This is a genomic window from Stenotrophomonas nitritireducens (assembly GCF_050984405.1).
GTDB lineage: Bacteria > Pseudomonadota > Gammaproteobacteria > Xanthomonadales > Xanthomonadaceae > Stenotrophomonas > Stenotrophomonas nitritireducens_B.
This window is the reverse complement of record NZ_CP158790.1, coordinates 2,323,113-2,340,519: the sequence shown is the minus strand read 5'-3', so window position 1 is coordinate 2,340,519 and position 17,407 is coordinate 2,323,113. Positions and strand designations below refer to the sequence as shown.

At 71.2% G+C, this 17,407-nt stretch carries 16 protein-coding genes; 13 read left to right on the top strand and 3 right to left on the bottom strand.

Features of this window, described 5'->3' with window-relative positions; genetic code table 11:
* The first annotated feature begins 3 nt into the window (after window positions 1-3).
* From ABTV91_RS10240 to ABTV91_RS10180, 13 genes are all read left to right on the top strand, one after another.
* Window positions 4-2,529 (top strand): MtrB/PioB family outer membrane beta-barrel protein, encoded by a 2,526-nt coding sequence (locus ABTV91_RS10240; RefSeq protein ID WP_433851341.1) that lies wholly within the window; start codon window positions 4-6, stop codon window positions 2,527-2,529.
* On the top strand, window positions 2,526-3,305 hold the full coding sequence (locus ABTV91_RS10235) for a c-type cytochrome (protein WP_433851340.1): 780 nt from the start codon (window positions 2,526-2,528) through the stop codon (window positions 3,303-3,305). The genes ABTV91_RS10240 and ABTV91_RS10235 overlap by 4 nt, the downstream gene beginning before the upstream one ends.
* Window positions 3,306-3,432: 127 nt before the next feature.
* Window positions 3,433-3,891, top strand: a complete 459-nt coding sequence (gene azu / locus ABTV91_RS10230; RefSeq protein WP_433851339.1) for an azurin — start codon at window positions 3,433-3,435, stop codon at window positions 3,889-3,891.
* A 139-nt stretch (window positions 3,892-4,030) separates the two neighbouring features.
* A complete protein-coding gene (ccmC, locus tag ABTV91_RS10225) occupies window positions 4,031-4,783 on the top strand; it encodes a heme ABC transporter permease CcmC (protein ID WP_433851338.1) in 753 nt (250 codons plus the stop codon).
* Window positions 4,780-4,959, top strand: coding sequence for a heme exporter protein CcmD (ccmD, locus tag ABTV91_RS10220; RefSeq protein WP_433851337.1), 180 nt, complete (start codon window positions 4,780-4,782; stop codon window positions 4,957-4,959). The genes ccmC and ccmD overlap by 4 nt, the downstream gene beginning before the upstream one ends.
* Complete coding sequence (gene ccmE, locus ABTV91_RS10215) at window positions 4,956-5,423, top strand: cytochrome c maturation protein CcmE (protein WP_433851336.1); 468 nt, start codon at window positions 4,956-4,958, stop codon at window positions 5,421-5,423. The genes ccmD and ccmE overlap by 4 nt, the downstream gene beginning before the upstream one ends.
* Complete coding sequence (locus ABTV91_RS10210) at window positions 5,424-7,352, top strand: heme lyase CcmF/NrfE family subunit (RefSeq protein WP_433851335.1); 1,929 nt, start codon at window positions 5,424-5,426, stop codon at window positions 7,350-7,352.
* Entirely contained in the window at window positions 7,352-7,957 is a 606-nt protein-coding gene (locus tag ABTV91_RS10205; protein WP_433851334.1) for a DsbE family thiol:disulfide interchange protein, read from the top strand. Before ABTV91_RS10210 ends, ABTV91_RS10205 begins: the two co-directional genes overlap by 1 nt.
* Complete coding sequence (locus ABTV91_RS10200) at window positions 7,954-8,406, top strand: cytochrome c-type biogenesis protein (RefSeq protein ID WP_433851333.1); 453 nt, start codon at window positions 7,954-7,956, stop codon at window positions 8,404-8,406. The genes ABTV91_RS10205 and ABTV91_RS10200 overlap by 4 nt, the downstream gene beginning before the upstream one ends.
* Window positions 8,400-9,422, top strand: coding sequence for a tetratricopeptide repeat protein (locus ABTV91_RS10195; RefSeq protein ID WP_433851332.1), 1,023 nt, complete (start codon window positions 8,400-8,402; stop codon window positions 9,420-9,422). Before ABTV91_RS10200 ends, ABTV91_RS10195 begins: the two co-directional genes overlap by 7 nt.
* 22 nt (window positions 9,423-9,444) lie before the next feature.
* The gene (locus ABTV91_RS10190; RefSeq protein ID WP_433851331.1) at window positions 9,445-10,152 is read left to right on the top strand and encodes a class I SAM-dependent methyltransferase; all 708 of its coding nucleotides are present in this window, start codon (window positions 9,445-9,447) and stop codon (window positions 10,150-10,152) included.
* 181 nt (window positions 10,153-10,333) lie between these two features.
* On the top strand, window positions 10,334-11,455 hold the full coding sequence (gene metX / locus ABTV91_RS10185; protein WP_433851330.1) for a homoserine O-acetyltransferase MetX: 1,122 nt from the start codon (window positions 10,334-10,336) through the stop codon (window positions 11,453-11,455).
* A gap of 106 nt (window positions 11,456-11,561) precedes the next feature.
* The gene (locus ABTV91_RS10180; RefSeq protein ID WP_433851329.1) at window positions 11,562-12,413 is read left to right on the top strand and encodes a DNA ligase; all 852 of its coding nucleotides are present in this window, start codon (window positions 11,562-11,564) and stop codon (window positions 12,411-12,413) included.
* 262 nt (window positions 12,414-12,675) lie between these two features.
* On the opposite strand, the gene ABTV91_RS10175 is transcribed toward ABTV91_RS10180, so the two are convergent.
* From ABTV91_RS10175 to cydD, 3 genes are all read right to left on the bottom strand, one after another.
* Window positions 12,676-13,812, bottom strand: coding sequence for an alpha/beta fold hydrolase (locus ABTV91_RS10175; protein ID WP_433851328.1), 1,137 nt, complete (start codon window positions 13,810-13,812; stop codon window positions 12,676-12,678).
* A gap of 65 nt (window positions 13,813-13,877) precedes the next feature.
* A complete protein-coding gene (gene cydC, locus ABTV91_RS10170; protein WP_433851327.1) occupies window positions 13,878-15,569 on the bottom strand; it encodes a thiol reductant ABC exporter subunit CydC in 1,692 nt (563 codons plus the stop codon).
* Window positions 15,566-17,269 carry a thiol reductant ABC exporter subunit CydD gene (gene cydD, locus ABTV91_RS10165; protein ID WP_433851326.1) on the bottom strand — a complete coding sequence of 568 codons (1,704 nt, stop codon included), beginning with the start codon at window positions 17,267-17,269 and terminating at the stop codon, window positions 15,566-15,568. Before cydD ends, cydC begins: the two co-directional genes overlap by 4 nt.
* Window positions 17,270-17,407 lie beyond the last annotated feature (138 nt).

Below are 17,407 nucleotides of genomic sequence, written 5' to 3'. Positions count from 1 at the left end.
CACATGTGGAAACGCCCCCATGCCTGCCGCTGGTCGCTGCTGTCCCTCGCGCTGCTGGCCGGGCTGGCCCAGGCGCAGGACAGCGGTGCCGGCGTCGACCTGCAGTTCGGCAACTGGCTGGATCCGTCCGGCCGCATCGGCTGGCGCGGCTGCGATCCGGACGGCACCAGCTGGCTGACCGCCGGCGCCAAACGCACGCCCACCGGCTTCCTGTATGGCTGCAACCCCTTGATGCCGGCATTGAAGCCGGCCGGCGACGGCGGCTGGCAGTGGTCGGGCGACGTCGCGCTGGGCTACCTGCACGCCAGCGGCGACACCGCCAACAGCAACTGGCGCCGCTTCCGCGACCCGGACAACGGCGTCGTGCTGCAGGCCGATTTCAGCCTTCGACGCGCCGCCGACGGCCGCTACGCCGACGTGCGCCTGAGCCGCCTGGACCGCGACAACCAGTATTACCGCGCGATATTCGGGCAGGCCGGGCGCTACAGGGTGCAGGCCTTCGCGCGCAGTACGCCCAACGTGCTCAGCGGCAACGCGCGCTCGATCTGGGACGGCGTGGGCAGCGACCGCCTCACCCTCAAGCCGGGGCTGTCCGCAGCCGGCAGCACTCCCGCACAGGTCGCGGCCGTGTCCGCCGCGCAGCCGCTGACCACGCTGGCGGTGGTGCGCGACAAGCAGGGCGTGAGCATCAACTACCTGCTCAACCCGCGCTGGACCACCTACGCCAGCCTCACCCACGAGGAACGCAAGGGCGCGCGTCCGTTCGGCGGCCCGTTCTTCTTCAACTATCCCTTCGCCAACAACGGCGGCATCTACGAGATTCCGCGACCGATCGACGACAGCACGCTCAACTTCACCGGCGGCCTGCGCTTCGTCGGCAACCTGTGGCGCAGCGACGTCAGCTACACCGGCTCGTTCTTCCGCCATGCCAGCCGCGGCTACAGCTACGAGGTGCCGTTCGCGGTGAGCTCGGTGGCCGGCGCCAACTCACCGCCGCTGTACCAGGGCTCGTTCGCCTACGAGCCGGACAACGACTACCACCGCGTCGGCGCCAGTTTCAGCCGCAGGCTGCCGGCGTGGAAGGGCGATTTCACCCTTGCCGCGGCGCTGACCACGATGCGCCAGAACGACCATCTGCTGCCGCCGATGGACTGCCAGGGCCGGTTCGGCCAGAACTTGGCGCCGCCGTTCATCGCCGACTGCGCCAACTGGAACACCACCGCCGCGCTGTCGCGCGACCGCGCCGACCTGGCGATCAACAACCAGAAATTCGACGCCCGGCTGGTGCTGCAGCCGATGGACGGGCTGACCTGGCGCAGCACCGCGCGCTACCTGCGCGAGGACTACGCCGGCACCTACTGGTCCTACAACCCGCTCACCGACCAGTGGGGCTACATCGCCGAGAACGGCGCGCAGGGTTCGGTGGTGCCGGGCGAAATGGGCCTGTGGGATGGCGGCGCCAATAGTTCCGTGCTCACCCGCATCCGCAACCTGCCGCTGGACAAGGAAACCCGCGAAATCTCCACCGGCATGGACTGGCGCCCGTCCACCCGCAATACGCTCGGCGCCACCTACACGTTCACCTGGATCGAGCGTGCCCACCGCGAGGTCGCCACCACCCGCGACAACACGGTGAAGCTGAGCTGGAACAACCGCACCGCCGACTGGCTGAGCCTGCGCGCCAACTACACCTGGCTGGACCGCGGCGGCAGCGCGTACTACTACGACCCCTACGAATTCACCTTTTCCAGCGCGTTGCCCGGCTTCGTCGAACCGGCCGCCGGCCTGGGGCCGCATACGGTCGCGGCACTGCGCAAGTACGACATCGCCTCGCGAACCCAGCACAAGCTCGACCTGATGGCGACCTTCGTCCTGCCCCGCGACATGACCCTGTACGTCTCCGCACGCGGCGACCGCAACCACTACGACGCGCGGATCGGGCGGCAGAAGCTGGACAGCTACGCCACCAGCGTGCAGTGGGAATGGCAGCCCAGCCCGGCCACCACCGCCAGCGCCTGGTATGGCCACGACCGCTCGGAACTGGTGTTCGCCAACGTCAACGACGCCGTCGGCAGCGACCCGCAACTCGGCGGCCCCACCTATCCCGAGGCCAGCCGCTGGTGGATGGATGATACCCAGCGCAACCACTACGCCGGCCTCAACCTCAGCCGCCGGCTCGGCCGCGCCACTCTGGACCTGGCGTGGAACTGGACCTCCTCGCGCGGCCGCACCGGCTACCGCATGAACTCGCCCGACGCGCTCACCACGCCGGCCAACGCGCCGCTGGCCGGCGGCAGCTACCCGGCGATGGTCTACCGGGTCAATACGCTCACCGCCGGCCTGTCGATGCCGCTGGGCCAGCGCATGCGGCTGCGCGTGTTCGACACGTGGGAACGCGGCGATCTGTCGGACTGGCATTACTTCGGCTTCGGCGACACGCTGGTCTACGACCACCGCGTCTATACCGACGGCGGCCCGTCCGGCTACCGCGTCAACCTGCTGGGGATGATGCTCGAGGTGGCGCTATGAAACGTCCCGCCCTGCTCCTGTCCGTGCTCTGCGGCGGCGCCCTGCTCGGCCTGTCCGCGCCCGGGCTGTCCGGCCTGGCCCATGCCGCCGGCGCCGACGACGATACCCCCGCCCCCGCGCTGCATCCGCGCTACCTCGACCTGCGCACGGCTCCGCGCATCGCCGGCGATGCCGCTGCCGGCAAGGAGAAATCCCAGGTCTGCAGCGCCTGCCACGGCGAGGACGGCGGCGGCACCGCGCCGCCCTTTCCCAACATCGGCGGCCAGCGCGCCGACTTCTTCTATTGGCAGCTGGTCGAGCTCAAGCGCGGGCGACATCCCTCGCCCATGACGCCGCTGGTCGCCACGCTCGATGATCAGGACATGCGCGACCTGGCGGCGTACTACGCCAGCCTGCCGCTGCATCCGGCGACGGCCGGCGCCAGCGACGACGCGGCCGCGACGGTGGACGCCGCGCTGCTCGAACGCGGCCGCGGCCTCTACCTGCACGGCGATCCGGCCAAGGGCATTCCGCCGTGCCAGGGCTGCCACGGCGCCGACGCCCGCGGCATGCCCGGCGCCGATGTCGCCGACCGCAGCGGGCGCACGCCGTACGCGGCGTTCCCGGTACTGCGCGGCCAGCAGGCCGCCTACCTGCAGGCCAAGCTGGGCGAATACCGCGCCGGCGACCTGCACGACTCCACTGGCGATTTCATCATGGCCGGCGTCGGCAGGCGCCTGGACGAAGACAGCATCCAGGCGGTGTCGGCCTGGCTTTCCAGCCTCCGTGAAGACTGAGCATGCAGCCGCCGGCGCATGCTTGCCCTGCGACATTGCGTCGCTTGTCATCCCATTGCGCCGGCGACAGCATGGCCGGCCATCCGCCCGTCGTGGCGGCCCTTCCCCCGCAGACAGGAGCTTGACGATGTTCCGCAGACTGATCCTCGCATCCACCTTGGCCCTCGGCGCCGCCGGTGCCGCCCATGCCGCCGCCGGCACCTGTTCGGTGAACCTGGAGGGCAACGACGCCATGCGCTACAACATGGCCAACATCGACGTGCCCAAGAGTTGCGCCACCTTCACCATCAACCTCAAGCACACCGGCAAGATGGCCAAGAACGTGATGGGCCACAACGTAGTGGTCGCCAAGACCGCCGACATGGCCGGCATCGACGCCGACGGCATCAAGGCCGGGCTGGCCGCCGATTACATCAAGGCCGGCGACGCGCGTGTCATCGCCCACAGCAAGGTGGTCGGCGGCGGCGAAAGCACCACCCTCAGCGTCCCGGTCGCCAGGCTCACCGCCGCCGGCGCGCCGCTGTCGTTCTTCTGCAGCTTCCCCGGCCACTCGGCGCTGATGAAGGGAACGCTCACCCTGAAGTGACCCAAGCGGCGCGGGCTGGCCGTGCCAACCGCGCCGTCTTCGGCTAATCTTCACGCACCCGCAGGCGCCCGCCGCGCGGTGCCCGGCGACGGGATGGCTGGGGTCCAGCCCATCATCGTTCTTCCTAGCGAGCAAGCGGATGTCCAAAGGTTTGGCAGGTTGGTTCCACCGGCTGGGTTCCCCCGCCTACTTCGATGCCTTTGCCGCCCGCTGGTCGCCCTGGTGCTACGTCGCCTCCCTTCCCCTGTTCGCCTTCGGGCTGTGGCAGGCATTGGCCGTGGTCCCGGCCGACTACCAGCAGGGCGACAGCTTCCGCATCCTCTACATCCACGTGCCCTCGGCCTGGATGAGCCTGTTCGTGTTCGGCCTGATGGCCTTCTACAGCGCCATCGCGCTGATCTGGCGGATCAAGCTGTGCGAGATCCTGGCCATGGCCTGCGCGCCGATCGGCGCCGCCTTCACCCTGATCACCCTGCTCACCGGCAGCATCTGGGGCAAGCCGATGTGGGGCACGTGGTGGGACTGGGACCCGCGCCTGACCACCGAGCTGATCCTGCTGTTCCTGTACCTGGGCGTGATGGGCCTGTACGGCGCCATCGACGACCGCCGCGCCGCCGCGCGCGCCGCCGGGCTGCTGTCCATCGTCGGCGTGGTGCTGCTGCCGGTCATCCGCTATTCGGTGGTGTGGTGGAACTCGCTGCACCAGGGCCAGACCATCCGCCTGTTCGGCGAATCGAGCATGGACGGCAGCATGATCCTGCCGCTGTGGCTGATGGTGCTGGCCACCAAGTTCTGGTTCGCCGGCTCGCTGCTGGCCCGCGCCCGCGCCGACAACCTGCGCCGCGAAGCCGGCAAGGCCTGGGTGCGCGAGCGCGTGGAGAAACTGCCATGACCTATTTCCAGTACGTCGCCCTGGCCTACGCGGTGTTCTTCGTGGTGCTGGCCTGGGATTTCGCCGTGCCGCGCCTGCAGGTGCGACGGCAGCTGCGCGAGGTGCGCAACCGCCTGGCGCGCGCCAGCCGCGGCGCGGCGGCCAATGTCCCCAACGATGAGGAACTGAGCCGATGAGCCCGACCCAGCGCCGCCGCCTGCTGCTGGTACTGCTGGTGGTCGCCGTGGCCGGCATCGCCGCGGTGCTCGTGGCCACCGCCCTGCAGCGCAACGTCGCCTACCTGTACACCCCGGCCGAGGTGAAGGCCGGCGAGGTCGCGCCTGATGCGCGCTTCCGCCTGGGCGGCATGGTCGCCAAGGGGTCGTTCCAGCGCGCGCCAGGCGCGCTGCAGGCACGCTTCGAAGTGACCGACGGCGACGCCCGGCTGCCGGTGACCTACGACAAGATCCTGCCGGACCTGTTCCGCGAGGGACAGGCCGTGGTCGCTACCGGGCGCATGGCCGGCGGCGTGTTCGTGGCCGAGGAAGTGCTGGCCAAGCACGACGAGACCTACATGCCCAAGGAGCTGGCCGACAAGATGGGCGTGGCCCACGGCAAGCACCAGGTACCGGCCACGGCCGCGCCGGCGGAGTCGCGCTGAGTGCTCGCCGAGATCGGACAGGTCCTGCTGATCCTCGCCCTGCTGGCGGCGCTGCTGCAGAGCGTGCTGCCGCTGGTCGGCGCGCAGCGCGGCATCGCCCCGTTCGTCGCCATCGCCCGCCCGGCCGCGCTGCTGCAGCTGACCATGGTGCTGGGCGCGTTCGTGGTGCTGACCGTGGCCTTCGTGCGTCAGGACTTCTCGCTGCGTTACGTGGCCGAGAATTCCAATTCGCTGCTGCCGATGATCTACCGCTATTCGGCGGTATGGGGCGCGCACGAGGGCTCGCTGCTGCTGTGGACGCTGGTGCTGGCGCTGTGGACCGCGGCGGTGGCTGAGTTCTCGCGGCGCCTGCCGCCGCTGGTGGTGGCGCGCGTGCTGGCGGTGATGGGCCTGATCAGCGTGGGCTTCCTCGCGTTCCTGCTGTTCACTTCCAACCCGTTCGAACGCCTGCTGCCGGCGCCGGTGGAAGGCCGCGACCTCAACCCGCTGCTGCAGGACCCGGGGCTGATCATCCATCCGCCGATGCTGTACCTGGGCTATGTCGGTTTCTCGGTGCCGTTCGCCTTCGCCATCGCCGCCCTGCTCGACGGCCGCATCGACGTGCGCTGGCTGCGCTGGACCCGCCCGTGGACCAACGTGGCCTGGGCCTTCCTCACCCTGGGCATCGCGCTGGGCAGCTGGTGGGCCTATTACGAGCTGGGCTGGGGCGGCTGGTGGTTCTGGGACCCGGTGGAGAACGCCAGCTTCATGCCGTGGCTGGCCGGCGCCGCGCTGCTGCATTCACAGGCCGCAACGGAAAAGCGCGGCGTGTTCATCGGCTGGACCCTGCTGCTGGCCATCACCGCCTTCGCGCTGTCGCTGCTGGGCACCTTCCTGGTGCGTTCGGGCGTGCTGACCAGCGTGCACTCCTTCGCCGCCGATCCGGCGCGCGGGTTGTTCATCCTGATCTTCCTGGCGATGGTGATCGGCGGCTCGCTGCTGCTCTACGCGCTGCGCGCGCCGGCCGTCGGCGGCAATGCCGACCCGCGCCGCGCCTACGCGCTCAATTCGCGCGAGAGCCTGTTGCTGGCCAACAACCTGCTGCTCAGCTGCGCCTGCGCGATGGTGCTGCTGGGCACGCTGTACCCGCTGCTGGCCGACGCGCTGGACCTGGGCAAGGTTTCGGTCGGGTCGCCTTACTTCGGCACGCTGTTCCTGCTGCTGATGGCGCCGCTGGTGCTGCTGCTGCCGTTCGGCCCGCTGACCCGCTGGCAGCGCGAACAGGGGCTGCGCCCGCTCGCCCTGCTGGCGCCGTGGGCGGCGCTGGCGGTGGTGCTGGGCGTCGTCGGCTGGTTCATGGCCCCGCAGGGCCGGCTCAAGACCGCCGTCGGCATCGCCGCCGCGGTCTGGGTGGGCGCCGGCACGCTGTACGTGCTGTGGCAGCGCCTGCGCGGCGGCGGGCGCCCCAACGCCGAGACCTGGGGCATGCTGCTCGCCCATGCCGGCATCGCCGTGTTCCTGGTCGGCGCGCTGCTGGTGGAAGCGCTCAGCATCCAGCATGAAGTGGCGCTGGCACCGGGCAGATCGGTCGAAGCCGGCGGCTACCGCATGGAGTTCGAGGGCGTGGACGCCACCGACGGCCCCAACTACCACTCCGACCGCGGCCACGTGCGCGTGTTCCGCGGCGACCGCGAGGTCGCCCTGCTGCACCCGGAAAAACGCATGTACGCCAGCGGCGGCATGCCGATGACCGAGGCCGGCATCCATCCGGCGCTGGGCGGCGATGTGTATGTTGCGCTGGGCGAGTCGCTGGGCGATGGTGCCTGGGCGGTCCGCGTGCAGGTCAAACCCTTCGTCCGCTGGATCTGGCTGGGCGCGCTGCTGATGGCCCTGGGCGGTTTCGTCACCGCCGTCGACCGCCGCTTCCGCCGGCTGCCCGAGAAATCCTGATGTCCGACACGCCTTCCGCCCCCCCTCCGTCCCATCGCCTGCCGCCGGTCGCGCTCATCATCGGCGCGCTGTTCTTCCTCGGCCTGGTCGGCCTGATGCTCTACGGCGTCAGCCGTTCGGGCCGCCCCGACCGCGACAGCCTGCCGTCGGCGCTGATCGGCAAGCCCGCGCCGGACTTCTCGCTGCCGGTGCTGCACGACCCGCAGGTCAAGGTCAACGGCCACGACCTGCGCGGCGCGCCCTACCTGCTCAACGTCTGGGGCAGCTGGTGCCCGACGTGCCGCGACGAACACCCCATCCTCACCCGTTTCGCCGAGACCAAGCGCGTGCGCGTGATCGGCTACAACTGGAAGGACGAGCGCGCCGACGCGCTGCGCTGGCTGGAACAGCTGGGCAATCCGTACATGGTGGTGATCGCCGACGAGGAAGGCCGCACCGCGCTGGACTGGGGCATCGCCGCCGCGCCGGAAACCTTCCTGGTGGACGGCAGCGGCATCGTGCGCTGGAAGTACAGCGGCGCCATCACCCAGGACGTGCTCGACCGGCAGCTGATCCCGGCGCTGGAAAAGATCGAGGCCGGCGCCGGCGGGAAGAGCGCCCGATGAAACGGCTCGCGGCGCTCCTGCTGGGGCTGTGCCTGCCATGGCTGGCGGCGGCGCAGCCGATGGGCGACCCCGCGCCGCTGCAGTACCGCGACCGCGCCGAGGAAGCGCGCTTCCACGCGCTGGCCGCCGAACTGCGCTGCGTGCAGTGCCAGAACCAGTCGCTGGCCGATTCCAACGCGCAGATCGCCCACGACCTGCGCCGCGAAGTCCTCAACCTCATGCGCGAAGGCCGCAGCGATGCGCAGATCAAGCAGTTCCTGGTCGAACGCTATGGCGAGTTCGTGCTTTACCGCCCGCGCATGGAAGGCAGCACCCTGCTGCTGTGGCTGGGCCCGGGCGTCCTGCTGCTTGCAGGCGCGGCGCTCCTGTTCGTGCACGTGAAGCGGCGCGGGCGCGCCCTGCCCGCGCCCGCCGCCGAAGATGCCAACCAGGACGAACGCGAATGGTGAAGGCGGTATTCCTGTCGCTGGCCGCGCTGCTGGCCGCCGTCGCCGGCGGCGCCATGCTGTGGCCGCTGCTGCGCGCGGGCAAGCGCGCGATCTGGGGCACGCTGGTCGCGTCGATGGCCGTGGCCACCGTGGGCCTGTACCTGTGGCTCGGCACGCCCGCCGCGCTGCAGTCGCGCGACGTCGAGGCGCCGCAGAGCCTGGAGCAGGCGGTCGAACAGCTGCGCGCCGTGCTCGACGAACACCCCGGGCGCACCGAGGGCTGGGTCCTGCTGGCCCGCTCGCAGCTCGAGCTCGGGCGCGTGGCCGATGCGGCCGCCTCGTTCGAACGTGCGCTGCAGCTGGAGCCGGACCAGCCCGAACTGCTGATCGAAGCCGCGCAGGCGCGTGCCCGCGCACATCCGAAGATGCTGTTCGACGACACCGGCCTGCAGTGGCTGCAGCACGCTCGCAAGGTGGCACCGGACAGCGAACGCGCGCTGTGGCTGATCGGCATCGTGCAGCGCCAGCGCGGCCAGGACGAAGCCGCCGTGCGTACCTGGGAAAGCCTGCTGCCGCGGCTGGAACCCAATGCCGCCGCCGCGCTGCGCGAGCAGATCGACGCCGCGCGCGCCGACGCCGGCCTGCCGCCATCGACGCCCGCCGCGGCCGCGCCTGCTGCCGCCACCGCGGGCGACCACGCCATTACCGTGCGCGTCGCCCTGGCGCCTGCACTGCAGGCCCGCGTCGCCGCCGGCAAGGACACCCTGTTCGTCATCGCCCGCGTTCCCGGCGGCCCGCCGATGCCGGTCGCGGTCGAACGGCACCCGGCGCAGTCCGGGCCGCTCACGGTCACGCTCGACGACGCCGACAGCCCGATGCCGACGCAGAAACTCTCCGCGCTGGACGAGGTGGAAGTGTTCGCGCGCCTGTCCGCCAGCGGCACCGCCATGCGCCAGGACGGCGATGTCGAATCGGCGCCGGTGAAGCTGTCCCTGCCGACGGACAGGACGTTGGACATCACGCTCGGCCAGCCATGACCCCGCCGCCGGAGCGGACCCCATGAACCAGGACGAACTCAAGGCGCTGTTCGACCAGCAGGCGGCCGACTACGACGCGCGCTGGGCCAGGACCCGCCCCATCCGCGATTGCCTGCACCTGCTGCTGGATTCGGCCTTCGCCCCGCTGCCGCAGGACGCCCGCATCCTCTGCGTCGGGCTCGGAACCGGCGCGGAACTGCTGCATCTTGCGCGCAACCACCCGGGCTGGCAGTTCACCGCGGTGGAGCCCTCCGGCGCGATGCTCGCCCTCTGCCGCCAGGCCGCCGAGAGGGAGGGCGTTTCGGCGCGCTGCCATTTCCATGAAGGCTACCTGGAATCGCTCCCCGCCACCGACGGCTTCGACGCCGCCACCTGCTTCCTGGTTTCCCAGTTCATTCTCGACCCGGCGGCGCGTTCCGGATTCTTCAACCAGATTGCGCGCAGGCTCGCGCCGGGGGGAATTCTCGCAAGCTCCGACCTGGCCGCGGACGTGGCCTCGCCCGCCTACGACGTGCTGCTGCGCGCATGGACGAGCCTCATGGCCGCGGCGGAGGTGCCGGCCGATGCCATCGAACGCATGCGCGATGCGTACACCCGGGATGTCGGGATGCTTCCACCGGAGCGGATTGCCGCGATCATCGCCGCAGGAGGTTTCCAGCCGCCGGTGCCGTTCTTCCAGGCCGGCCTGATCCATGCCTGGCTGTCCCGGCGTGGCGATCATGTGCCCTGAGCCGGCACCGCGGGCCGCCGGCACGCAGCAGTGCCCGCCGCCGTTCCCTTCCAGCCGAAGTCCCCACGGCGACGGCACCGCCGTCGTCCCCTTCAGCCGTGGTAACCACGCCTCATACCTTGATGACGCCGGAGCATCAGGCGACGTCCGCGTATCGGCGCATGCCCGTTAGAATCGGCCGATGACCGAGTTCATCCCCGAAGGCAGCCGCTTCCACGCGCTCGCCTCGCCCTTCCCGATGAAGCGCGGCGGCCAGCTGCACGGCGCGCGCATCGCCTACGAGACCTGGGGCACGCTGGCCGCCGATGCCGGCAACGCCATCCTGATCGTCACCGGGCTGTCGCCCGACGCCCATGCCGCCAGCCACCCGGACAACCCCGCGCCGGGCTGGTGGGAGCCGATGCTTGGCCCCGGCCGGCCGATCGACACCGACCGCTGGTTCGTGGTCTGCGTCAATTCGCTGGGCAGCTGCAAGGGTTCGACCGGCCCGGCGTCCCTCGACCCGGCCACCGGCAGGCCCTACCGGCTGGCGTTCCCCGAGCTGTCGGTGGAGGACATCGCCAACGCCGCGGCCGAGGTGGTGCGCGCGCTCGGCATCCGGCAGCTGGCCTGCCTGGTCGGCAACTCGATGGGCGGCATGACCGCGCTGGCGCTGCTGCTGCAGCACCCCGGCATCGCCCGCACCCACATCAACATTTCCGGCAGCGCCCAGGCCCTGCCCTTCTCCATCGCCATCCGCTCGCTGCAGCGCGAGGCCATCCGCCTCGACCCGGCGTGGAACGGCGGCGACTACGACGAGGCGCATTACCCGGAATCGGGCATGCGCATGGCGCGCAAGCTGGGCGTCATCACCTATCGCTCGGCGCTGGAATGGGACGGCCGTTTCGGCCGCGTGCGGCTGGATTCGGAACAGGGCGACGACGACCCGTTCGGCCTCGAATTCCAGGTCGAAAGCTACCTGGAAGGCCACGCGCGGCGCTTCGTGCGCCGCTTCGATCCCAACTGCTACCTGTACCTGGGCCGGGCGATGGACTGGTTCGACCTTGCCGAATACGGCGACGGCGACGTGATGGCCGGCCTGGCCAAGATCCGCGTGCAGCGGGCGCTGGCCATCGGCGCCAACACCGACATCCTGTTCCCGGTCGAACAGCAGCAGCAGATCGCCGACGGCCTGCGCGCCGGCGGTGCCGACACGCAGTTCATCGGCATGGATTCGCCGCAGGGCCACGATGCCTTCCTGGTCGATTACGACCGGTACGGCCCGGCGGTACGCGGCTTCCTCGACACGCTGCCCGGCGCTTGACCTACAGCGCGGCGGCGCGGGCGCCTACGCGCCTTTCCAGCCGCGGCTGATCCAGCGGCTTCTGCCGTATGCGCATGCTGTCCCTGCCCCATCACCTGAAGGGACCATGCGCCGCCTGCCGACCTTGCTGCTGTACCTGTTGCTGCTGCCGCTGGCCGCCCTGGCGGCCGCGCCGCCCCTGATGCTGGCCGGCCAGTGGCACGACGGGCCGGACGTATCGCGCTACTGGGTGAGCGAAAAACTCGACGGCGTGCGCGCACGCTGGGACGGCCAGGCGCTGTGGACGCGTGCCGGCCACCGCATCGACGCCCCGGACGGATTCACCCGTGGCTGGCCGCGGCAACCGCTGGACGGCGAACTGTGGGCGGGCCGCGGCCGTTTCGACCAGGCCAGCGCTACCGTGCGCCAGCACCCGCCCGACGCCGGCGGCTGGCGGAACCTGCGTTTCATGGTCTTCGACCTGCCCACGCATGCCGGCACCTTCGACCAGCGCCTGGCGGCCCTGCGCGTCCTGGTGGCGCGGGCCGCCTCCCCCACGCTGGAGCTCATTCCCCAGCGGCGCATCGCCGATACCGCGGCACTGCATCGCCACCTGGCGGCCACCGCGCAGGACGGCGGCGAGGGGCTGATGCTGCACCACCAGGACAACCGCTACCTGGCCGGCCGCAGCGACGGCCTGCTCAAGCTCAAGCCGTGGGACGACGCCGAAGCGCGGGTGGTCGCGCACCTGCCGGGCAAGGGCAAGTATGCGGGCCTGCTCGGCGCGCTGCTGGTGGAACGCGCGGACGGCGCGCGCTTCCGCATCGGCAGCGGTTTCAAGGACGCCCAGCGCATGGCGCCGCCGCCGATCGGCAGCATGGTCACCTACCGCTACAACGGATTGACCAGCAACGGCCTGCCACGGTTCGCACGGTTCCTGCGCGTGCGTGATGAAACACCATCGGCTGACGGACGATGATCCGGGTGGCGCCGCCGGTGGAACCGGTCGGATCCCCGGTTCGGTACCGTCGGCGATAGCGCCGTGGCGCCTGCCTGACGCCTCCGACATGATGAAACGCATGCATCGCATTGCTGCCGCCATGGGCCCGATCCTGGCAAGCGCCGGCACGGCGGCGCCTGCGGATTCGCCGCAGGCGCTTGGACAGCAGCTGCTGGAGTCCACTACGCGGAACGGGACGGCAACACCATCGCCCCGCCATCCGCGCCGCGTGGGCGCACGCTCAATCCGGCCGCACGTCTCTCTCGCGCGCGGCGAAGGGCAGCGCATACCGCACCAGCGATACCAGCGTCTTGCCCGGCTCCTCGTTCATGACCTCGTGCGCGGAATCCTCGAACCACACCAGCTGCTTCGAGGGAGCCTGCACGCGCTCGAACCACTCGGCCGCCAGGCTCGAGGACACGTTGTAGTCGTGGCGTCCCAGGAACAGCAGCAGCGGGCAATCCAGCTTCCGTACCTGCCCCATGTCCAGCGTCAGCACGTCGGCGAGCAGGTGCCCGGTCGAGAAATCGTTGGCGGTCCATATGCCGGCCACGTCGGCATCGCTGTATTCCGGCGACAGGCGGATCGCCGCCGCCTCGGCATCGCCGCCGCGGCGGTTGTGGACCATGCCGCCGTAGTGGTTGAGCCAGCGGCGCTGCTTCATCAGGTCGGCCAGCGGCACCTGCGTGCCATCGGCCGCGTAGGGCGCAAGCGATTCGAGTTCGACGACGGCGGCCGCGTTGCCGTCGCGGCGCGCCTGTTCCAGCGTCCACGCCCACCCGCGGCGTTCGCTTTCCGGCGCATTGCTGACCTGCCCGACGCCGATGTAGGCGTGCAGCCACTGCGGCCTGCGCTGTGCGAGCTCCAGGCCGAGGTAGCTGCCCCAGGAATGGCCGAGGACGAAGACCTTGTCCTGGCCGAACTCGCGGCGCAGCCAGGCGACCATCTCCACGGCATCCTCGACCATGCGCTCGCGCGTCATTGTCGGCGCGAGTTTCGCCGGGCCGTTCTCCACGTAGGTCTTGCCGGCGCCGCGCTGGTCCCATTGCACGACGGTGAAATACTCCTCCCAGCCGCGCTGGAAGTACCAGCTGCTCGGCATGGCCACCCAGCCTGGGCCGCCATGCAGCATCAGCAGCACCGGATTGCGGCGGTCGTTGCCGCGGATCGACACCCATTGCTCGATGCCGCCGATGCGCACCTTCTCCAGCCGCTCGACGCCGTTGCCGGTGACCACGCGGCGCATGTCGGCGACGATCTTCGTGGCCTCCGCGCGGCTGGACGGCGCCACCGCCGGGGCCGGTGCGGCGACGCAGGTCCCTGCCAGGAGCAGCATGGCGAGCAGCGGCAGGAATCGCGGGAAAAACGTGGTGCGCATGATCGGTCCCTTGCGGAAGCGGACAGGCATGGTAACAACCGTGCGGACGCGAGGCCGCGGCCGTTTCACTCCAGCACGCCGTCGCCCGTCGCGGGCCGCAGCCGCCCTTGCTGCAGGCGGTATTCGCGGTGCACCACGCGTGGCGGAAGATGGCCATGGGTGATCACCAGCAGGCTGCGCGATCCCAGCGCGGCGGCCAGATCCACGAGCAGCGCGTCGGCGGTATCCACGTCCAGGCCTTCGGTGGGCTCGTCGAGCACCATCAGCGGCGCCTCGCGCAGCAGGGCGCGCGCCGTCGCCAGGCGACGCGCCTGCCCGGCGGACAGGGTGGCGCCATTCTCGCCCACCCACGCCGTCAATCCGCCCTGCCGTCGCGCCCAGTCGCCCAGCCGCACCTGCTCCAGCGCCGCCCACAGCCGCGCTTCGCCGGCCTGCGGATCGCCCAGCCGCAGGTTGTCGGCGATGCTGCCGGCGAACACCGGCGCCCCCTGCGGCAGCCACGCGACGCGACGATGCCAGTCGTCCTGCGCCACCTCGCGCAGGTCCACGCCGCCGTAGCGCACAGATCCCTGCTGCGGATCCCACAGGCGCAGCAGCAGCGCCGACAGCGTGGTCTTGCCGCAACCGCTGTCGCCGCGGATCGCGATGCGCTCGCCGGGCCGCAGCTGTAGGTCGATGCCGTCCAGCAGGGGACGGTGTTCGCCCGGCCAGGCAAACACCACCTGCTCGAACGAAAGCGTGGCCGGCGCGTCCGGCAACGCTTTCGGCTGCATGGGATCGCAGACCGACGGCGGCTGCCCGACGATGGCCTGCAGCCGCGCGGCGGATACGCGTGCCGACTGCAGCGCCTGCCAGGCCAGGCCGCCGCCGCCGGCGACTTCCAGCACCGCCACGGTCAGGAACACCAGCGTGGCGGCCAGCGGCGCATCCACCCGCCCCGCCTGGAAGGCGGAAAGCGCGAGCCACAGCATTGCCAGCAGGCCCAGACCGGCGCAGGTCGAATGCAGCACGTTGCCGGCGATCAGGCGGCCGCGGCGGCGATGGTCGTCCGCCGCCAGCTGGCGCGCCGCGGTATCGACGCGGCCACGCCAGTCGTCGCGCGCGTCCAGCGCCGTGAGATCGGCGGCGCCTTCCAACCCTTCGTAGGCCAACGTACGCAGCAGGGCGCGGTGGCGCGCGCGTTCCACCTCGCCGGCCTCGCCGTGGCGCACGGCCAGCAGCGGCACGCCGATGCCCACCAGCAACGACAGCAGGAGCAGCAGCACCGCCGCCGGCCAGTGGATGCACGCGGCGACCGCGATCGCCGCCAGCGCGCTGCCAGCCAGCGCCAGCAGCGGCCCCACCGCCCGCACCAGCAGGCCATCGACCTCGCCGATGTCGGACATCAGCCGCGCCAGCAGCTCGCCGGTGCGCGTGCCGCCCAGCCGCGCCGGCGCCAGCGGCAGTGCGCGCCGGAAGAACCACACGCGCAGGTCGCGGGCGATGCGCAGGGTCGCGTCGTGGCCGACCAGCTTCTCGAAATAGCGCGACGCGATGCGCACCAGGGTCAGCGCACGGATTCCCGCCGATGGCGAGAAGAAGTTGAACGTGGCGCCCGCGCCCAGCGCGCCGGCCAGTGCGGCGGCGGTCAGGAAGCCGCCGGACAGGCCGAGCAGGCCGACGCCGGCCAGCATCGTCACCAGCAGCAGCGCCACTGCGGCCAGCAGGCGCCAGCGATGCCGCGCGAACACCGCGCGCAGGGAATCGCCGCCGCTCATGCGCGCCCCCCGTCATGCAGCCGCACCACGCCATCGGCCCAGCGCATCGCCGCCGCGCTGTGCGTGGCCATCAGCACCGCGCGGCCGCGGGTGAAACAGGCCAGCGACCGCAGCAGGTCGGCTTCGGTCTGCGGATCGAGGAAGGCGGTGGGTTCGTCCAGCAACAGCAGGTCCGGATCGCGCAGCAGCAGCCGCGCCAGCCCGATGCGCCGCGCCTCGCCGCCGGACAGGCCGAAACCGCGCTCGCCGATCACCGTATCCAGCCCCTGCGGCAACTGCGTGGCGAAACGCATCACCTGCGCGGCCTCGGCCACCGCGCGCAGCCGCGCATCGCTGGCGCCGGGGTCGGCCAGGCGCAGGTTGTCGGCGATGGAACCATGGAACAGGTACGGGCGCTGCCCGGCATGACCCACGCGCACGCCCTCGCGCATCACGATGCGTCCGCCGCGCGGCGGCAGCCAGCCGGCCAGCGCTTCCAGCAGGGTGCTCTTGCCGCTGCCGCTGGGCCCGACCAGGGCCAGGCGCTGTCCCGCTTCGATGTCCAGCGAGAAATCCGTCAGCACGTCGTGGCCGGCGCCGACAGGGCGCAGCACCAGCGAGGCGGCCACCAGCAGCGGCGCATGCGCCTGCGCCGGTTCCGGCGCGCACACCGGCAGCGCCGGCAGCAGCGCATCCGACGGCTCGTCGCCGTCTTCCAGCAGGCGCTCGACCTCGCTGGCGGCGGCCAGCGCGTTGGCGCGGTCGTGGTAGTGCGCGGCCAGACGCCGCAGCGGCGCATAGAACTCCGGCGCCAGCAGCAGGCAGAACACGCCGGTGCCCAGCGTCGGCACCGTGGCATGCAGCGACAGCATGCCCAGGTAGCTCAGGCCCAGGTACAACGCCACCATCGCCACGCTCACCGAGGCGAAGAACTCGAGCACGGTGGAGGACAGGAAGGCGATGCGCAGCACCTTCATCGTGCGCACGCGCACCCCTTCGGCGGCGGCGGCGATGCCGGCCAGTTCGTCCGCGCCGCGTCCATACAGGCGCAGCAGGCCCAGGCCCTTGATGCGGTCGGCGAAATGCCCGCCCATGCGCGCCAGTTCCTGCAGCTGCTCGCGGCCGGCCGCCTCCGCGCCCCAGCCCACCAGCATCATGAACAGCGGCACCAGCGGGCCGGTGAGCAGCAGGATCAGGGCTACGGTCCAGTCGACCCAGGCCACCGCCGCGACGATCAGCAGCGGCACCACCATCACCTCGACGCGCACCGGCTGGAAGCCGGCGTAATAGCCCTCGATGGCGTCGCCATGGGCGAGCAGCAGCTCGCCCAGTTCGCCGCTGCGCTGCCGGCGCAGCCACAGCGGCCCCTTGCCGAGCAGGCGCCGGTAGACCTGCCCGCGCAGCGCCAGCCGCGCGGCGTCGGCCACCTCGCCGGCGGCCTTCTGCGACAGGCCGCCGAGCGCGCTGCGCAGCAGCAGGACCAGCGCCAGCGCGGCGAATGCCGGGGCCAACTGCGCGACCTGGCGGTGCTCGACGAGCACGCCCTGGATCAGCCAGGCGACCGCGCCGGCCTGCACGACCAGCAGCGCGCCGGACAGGCAGACCGCCAGCGCCGCGACCCGCTGCCGCCCACGCGCCGCGCCGGCGAGCGCGGACAGCCAGTGCTGGTGCCGGCGGCGCTGCTGGCGCGCGGCGTCGGCCGGATGGGGAAGCTCACTCAAGACGGGCAACCTGCTGGGGAATATCCATGTCGTCGGCACGCATGATCGCACCCGCGCGCGTCGCACGTTCGCCGCTGCGACGCGATGTCGCATTGATCCAGGTCAAGGGCGGGATCACCATGGGTCACCGCATTCACA